At 68.5% G+C, this 5,767-nt stretch carries 2 protein-coding genes; both read left to right on the top strand.

Features of this window, described 5'->3' with window-relative positions; translation table 11 throughout:
- Window positions 1-311 precede the first annotated feature (311 nt).
- Entirely contained in the window at window positions 312-635 is a 324-nt protein-coding gene (locus AX737_RS22425) for a hypothetical protein (RefSeq protein WP_066925036.1), read from the top strand.
- Window positions 636-715: 80 nt separating this feature from the next.
- On the top strand, window positions 716-5,767 hold a 5,052-nt coding region (locus AX737_RS22420), incomplete at its 3' end, for a VCBS domain-containing protein (RefSeq protein WP_156453891.1).

Here is a 5,767-nt window from a genome sequence, read left to right as displayed (position 1 = left end):
CCCGCGCCTGACCGGGGCTAGGCTCGCTCGGCATATGCGATCGCCCTGCCCATAGAGAGAGGGGGCACGTCCCATCAGCTGCTCCATAGCAGGGTAGACGACCCCGGTACCGGCGGATGTAGGCGGGACAGTCCGCCGAATTCTTCGAATGACCAACGATCTTCTCAAGTGTGAATATCCGTTTCGAATTCATTATCCATGCGGCGTCAGACGGACCCGGGATATTCGGGGATTGATTGTTTTTTAAGCCGACATCGGCTCTCTGACTGCAGTTTTCGCGCAATCCCGCGAGCGGCAAGTGGAGACAAGGGATGAGCATCAGCGATCGAAATCTGTACGGGGCCGCCGTGGTCGGCCTGGGGGCGACCGGGCTCGCTCTCGTGAGCGCCGGCGTCGCAGAGATCGCAAGCCACGCCACGCATGCGTGGGCGTTGGGTTCGTCCCTGTGCGGGGGCTCCGGACAGCTCTCGGTCGTCGAACGGATCGCGGCCGATTCCCTGCATTGCTGGGGATGCCCGGTCGCCTTCACCGGCGGCCTGCTCCTTCTCGCGGCGCTCGGCGCCGCCCTGAAGGGGGCCGGTGCGCACGGCCCGTTCGCCTCGCTCCCGGACCTCGACGGCTGCGGCGCCCGCTGAGTCCGCATCCGGCCTGACGCCGCGCGATCGGTTCGCGCCGCGGCACCCACCCGCACCCCAAACCAGAACAGAGTTGACCTATGATCGATGCGGCCTCGAAGGATCCGGACGGCAACGGCGCGTGGGGCAAGATCATCAAGGATGCCCTGATCCCGATCCACTCGATGGTCCTGCCGGACGGCAAGGTCCTCGCCTTCGGCACGGACGGGACCGGCGGTGATTTCGATGCGCGCTTCGTCTACTCGATCTACGATCCCGCGACGGACGAGCTGAAGGTCCTGCCCAACACCACCGGCACGAACATCTTCTGCTCGAACATGGCCGTCGATCCCGAGACGGGCAACGTCATCATCATGGGCGGCGACAACCACAATACCGGCCAGGGCGCCGGCACGTGGTCCGGGCGTCATGACGTGGTGATGTTCGACTACAAGACGCAGACCATCCGCAACATCTCCGAGACGGATTCGAACTTCGCCCTGCATCAGGCCCGCTGGTACGGCACGACCGTGACGCTGAGCAACGGCGAGATCCTGATCGTCGGCGGCCGCGACGAGAGGAACGTCGGCTCGACCTACGCGGAGATCTACAATTCCAAGACCGGGATGCGCCAGCTCACCGGTACGGAAGTGAAGGACTTCCACGACGGCGAGGGGACGCTGACCGGGACCTACTACTATCCGCACGCTTGGCAGATCAGCAACGGCTCGGTCATCATGATCGAGGCGGGCGGGTCGAGCAATTCCGGCCACGACGTCTACCGCATGGACGTCTCTGGCAACGGCGCGGTCGCCAAGATCGGCAAGCTGCCCTTCGACACCCGCAACCTCACGGGCTCGATCATGTACGAGCCCGACAAGGTGCTCGTCGCCTCCACCACCGGGCAGGTCTGGAAGGCCGACCTGTCGCAGCCGACGATCAAGTGGGAACTCGCCTTCGCGATCAAGGACGAGGACGGCTCGGGCAACCTCGTCGCCCGCACCAACGGCACCTTCGTGATGCTGCCGGACGGCAAGGTCGCGATGGTGGGCGGCTCGTCGAGCGGGGGGCTGCTCGCCGACTCGCTCGGCGACGCGCAGCTCACGGTGCTGTTCTGGGATCCGGTGACCGGCAAGACCACGTATTCGGAGGCGCAGGACCTCGCGCGGATGTATCATTCCACCGCGTTGCTCCTGCCGGACGGCACGATCTATTCCGGCGGCAGCGGCTCGCCCGGGCCGCAGGAGAACGCCAACGCGCAGATCCTGACGCCGGGCTATCTCTACAAGAACGGCGTCGTCAACGCCGATCGTCCCGAGATCGAGGCGGCGCCCAGGAACGTCGATTCCGGCTCGACCGTCCGCATCACCGTCGACGACACCTCCGATATCGGCAAGATCACCTTCCTGAAGACCAGCGGTACGACGCATGCCCGCAACGCGGACGCGCGCTTCGTCGAGCTCTCCTACAAGGTCGTGGACGGCAACACGATCGAGGTGACGATCCCGAAGGCGAACGTCGCGCCCCCCGGCGTGTGGATGCTGTTCGCCGTCGACAAGGCGGGCGTGCCCTCCGTCGCCAAGATGGTGGGCGTCGACATGGTGCCCCTGGCGGAGACCGGGAGCCTCGGATCCGGGCCCACCCTGGCCTACAACATCGACCACGAGCAGATCGACGGCGCCTTCGCGCTCGCCGTGACGGCCCGCTTCGACGACCTCAACGGCGGCGGCAACCAGAAAATCTTCGACCTCGGCAACGGCACGGCCGACACCATCTCCTTCGGTCAGGTCGGCGAGGGCCGCGACGTCGCGTTCGTGATCAAGCAGGGCGGCCAGACCTACCGCCTCGTCGCCAAGGACGCGATCGTCGAGGGCGAGACGGCGACGTGGCGCGTCGGCGTCGATCCTGACGGAACGATGCGCATCACGAAGGACGCGGCCGTCATCGCGACCGGCAAGGGCGTCGTCCCGGCCGACGTGGAGCGGGCCGACTACCTGATCGGCAAGTCGAGCATCGCGGGCGACCACGCGCTGATCGGCCTCGTGCGCGACCTGAAGATCGCCAATTACGGCAACCTCGCCGAACTCGACCCCTCCGCCCCTTCGAGCCCCTGCGCGACGACGGGCGAGGCGGTCTGCCTCTGCGGCCTCCTCGTGCCCGACGTCGACGACACGCCGGGCAACGACGCCCCGAAGGTGTTCGAGACATACTCGACCCTCTCGGGCGACGTGACCGAACTCAAGAACGCCACGCCCGGCGAGAACAAGGCCGAGCTGACGACGAGCGGCCTGATCGCCTTCGCGGATGCCGACGCGGAGACCCACACGGTCAGCCTCACGCCGAAGGGCGCGAACTATCTGGGCACCCTGACCCTCGGGAACCCGACGACGGGCGTGGGCGCCAAGACCGGCTCGATCGCCTGGACCTTCAAGGTCAACGACGCCGCCCTCGACAAGCTCGAAGAGGGCCAGACCGTCGTTCAGACCTACGCCGTCACCATCGACGACGGCCATGGCGGCGTCGCGGTCCAGACCCTCACGGTGACGCTGCGCGGCTCGGCCGATCCGGGCTTCCCGACCGACAGCCAGGTCACCGTGGTGTCGGGCCTCAAGACCACGAAGGCCGACGACGCGGTCGTGTTCGGCGACAACGTCCGGCTGATGAACGGCGGCGATTTCGGCGGCGGCTCGAACAGCCTGGAGGCCGGCAACTTCTTCGAGCTGAGGAACGGCAACCTCGATTTCGGCAACAGCCTGCACACCGCCTCCGTCAAGACCGGACTCGGCGCGCGGTTCAACGGCGGCGACATCCTGATGGACGGCGCCGACGTCCGGAACACGGTCGTGCTGGGTGAGGAGAACACCTTCAGCCAGATCCGCATGAGCGGCAGCGGCGCGGGGCTCGTCGATTCCGTCACGATCGGGGACAGGTCCAAATCCGATTCCGGGATCGTCATGAACGGCGCGGGCACGGCGAAGGCCCCGGCCGAGATGCAGATGAGGCTCGGCGACGGCGTCAGCCTCGGCGGCGGCATCGACGCCAACGGCGCCTATTCGGCCAAGACCCTCACGCTCGGCACCGGCGTCACCGTCGGCGGCGGGATGAACCTGAACGGCAACCAGAACGTCAACACCGTCAAGGCGGGCGACGGCTTCACCCTGAAGGGCGGCCTCTCCGGCAGCGCGAACGGCGTCGACACGGTCACGCTCGGCAAGAACTGGAACATCGACGGGCGGGTCGATCTCGGCGGCGGCGACGACAAGCTGAGCCTCGGCCTGTCGAGCATCGACACCTCGACCACCACCTTCGACGGCGGCGGCGGAACCGACGCGCTCGCGCTGAGCATCGACGCCGCCGACCTCGCGAGCTTCGAGGCCGCCGCCAGGGCGGCCGGCTGGACCGCGCTCGGCAACGACGCGTGGTCGGCCAGGGGCAACCTGACCTGGCGCAACATGACCTTCACGAACTTCGAGCGGGCGGAGCTGACGGTCGCGGGCCGGAACGATGCGCCCGAGATCGTCGGCTCCGGCACGACGAAGACCGGGTCGGTCCGGGAGATCGCGGACGGTCTGGCGGGCGAGAACAACGCCATCCTGAAGACCAACGGCACCATCGCCTTCACCGACAAGAACGTCGGCGACACCCACAGCGTGACGATCACCCCGAAGGAGGCCGGCTACCTCGGCACGATGGAGTACAAGCAGCCGACCTCGGCGCAGTTCGGCCTGCTGCCCTGGGTGTTCTCGGTCAACAGCGGCGCGCTCGACTGGCTCGCGGAGGGCCAGGTCCGCACCCAGAGCTACGACGTCGCGATCACCGACAGCAAGGGCGCGCGCGCCACCGAGACCATCACCGTGACGATCACGGGCTCCAACGACGCCCCGGTGATCGCGGCCGCGACCTCGACGGCGACCGGTGCGGTCGCGGAACTCGCGGACGGCGCGGCGGGCGAGAACCAAGTCACCCACAAGGCGGGCGGGACGATCGCGTTCGCCGACGCCGACATCATCGACACGCACCGGGCGAGCTACAGCGCCGGGGGCAAGGACTATCTCGGCACGTTCGGCCTCGGCACCGCGGCGGGCGGCAAGCTCGCCTGGACCTTCCAGGTCGACGACGCCGCGCTCGACGGCCTCGCGGCCGGCGAGGTCCGGACCCAGTCCTACGCCGTGACGATCGACGACGGGCACGGCGGCACGGCGAGCCAGACCGTGACGGTCACGATCCGCGGCGCCTACGACGATCCGAACGCCAACCAGGCGCCGATCGTCGACGTGCAGGGCTCGACGGTGGCGGGCGCCGTCACGGAACTGACCGAGAGCGGCGCGGGCGAGCCCGCGGCGGTGCTGAGCAGCACCGGCTCCATCCGGTTCCGCGATCCCGACGCCGCGGGCGCCGTGCCCACCGTCAGCGTCGCCGCGCGGGGCGAGGGCTATGTGGGCGCCCTGAAGATCGCCGCGGTCGGCGCGGATTCGGTCGGCTGGGCCTTCTCCGTCGCGGACGCCGCGGTGAACGGCCTCGCGGCCGGCGAGCAGCGGGTCCAGGTCTACGACGTGACCATCGCCGACGGGAGGGGCGGACGCACCACGCAGGCCGTCACCGTCACGCTGACGGGCACGAACGACGCGCCCGTCATCGTGACCAAGACCTCCGTCCTCGCGGGCGGCGTCACCGAACTGCCGGACAAATCCCCGGGCGAGGACAGGACGACGCTGACGACGGGCGGGGCGATCACCTTCACGGATGCCGACCGCATCGACACGCACGGCGCGAGCGTCGCGCCGCGCGGCGAGAAATACCTCGGCAGCTTCAAGCTCGGAGACGTGGCCGGCGGTCAGGTCGGGTGGACCTTCTCGGTCGAGGACGCGGCGATCAACCATCTCGGCAAGGGTGCGGTCCTCACCCAGGCCTACGACGTCGCCGTCACGGACGGGAAGGGCGGCAGGGCCGTGCAGACGGTGGTCGTCACGATCACCGGCGCGGAGGACAACGACGCTCCGAGCCACGTCACCTTCGGCGCGCTGCAGACCGGGCCGGGCAACGACGCCATCGTCTGGGGCGACGCGGTCACGCTCCGCAACGGCGGAAATTTCGGCGCGGGCGCGAACAGCCTGAGCGCGGGGGACGGGTTCACCCTGCAGGGGGGCAACCTG

The organism is Methylobacterium sp. CCH5-D2, assembly GCF_001556475.1.
GTDB lineage: Bacteria > Pseudomonadota > Alphaproteobacteria > Rhizobiales > Beijerinckiaceae > Methylobacterium > Methylobacterium hispanicum.
The sequence above is the reverse complement of the archived record's forward strand: the minus strand, read 5'-3'. Positions and strand labels throughout refer to the sequence as shown.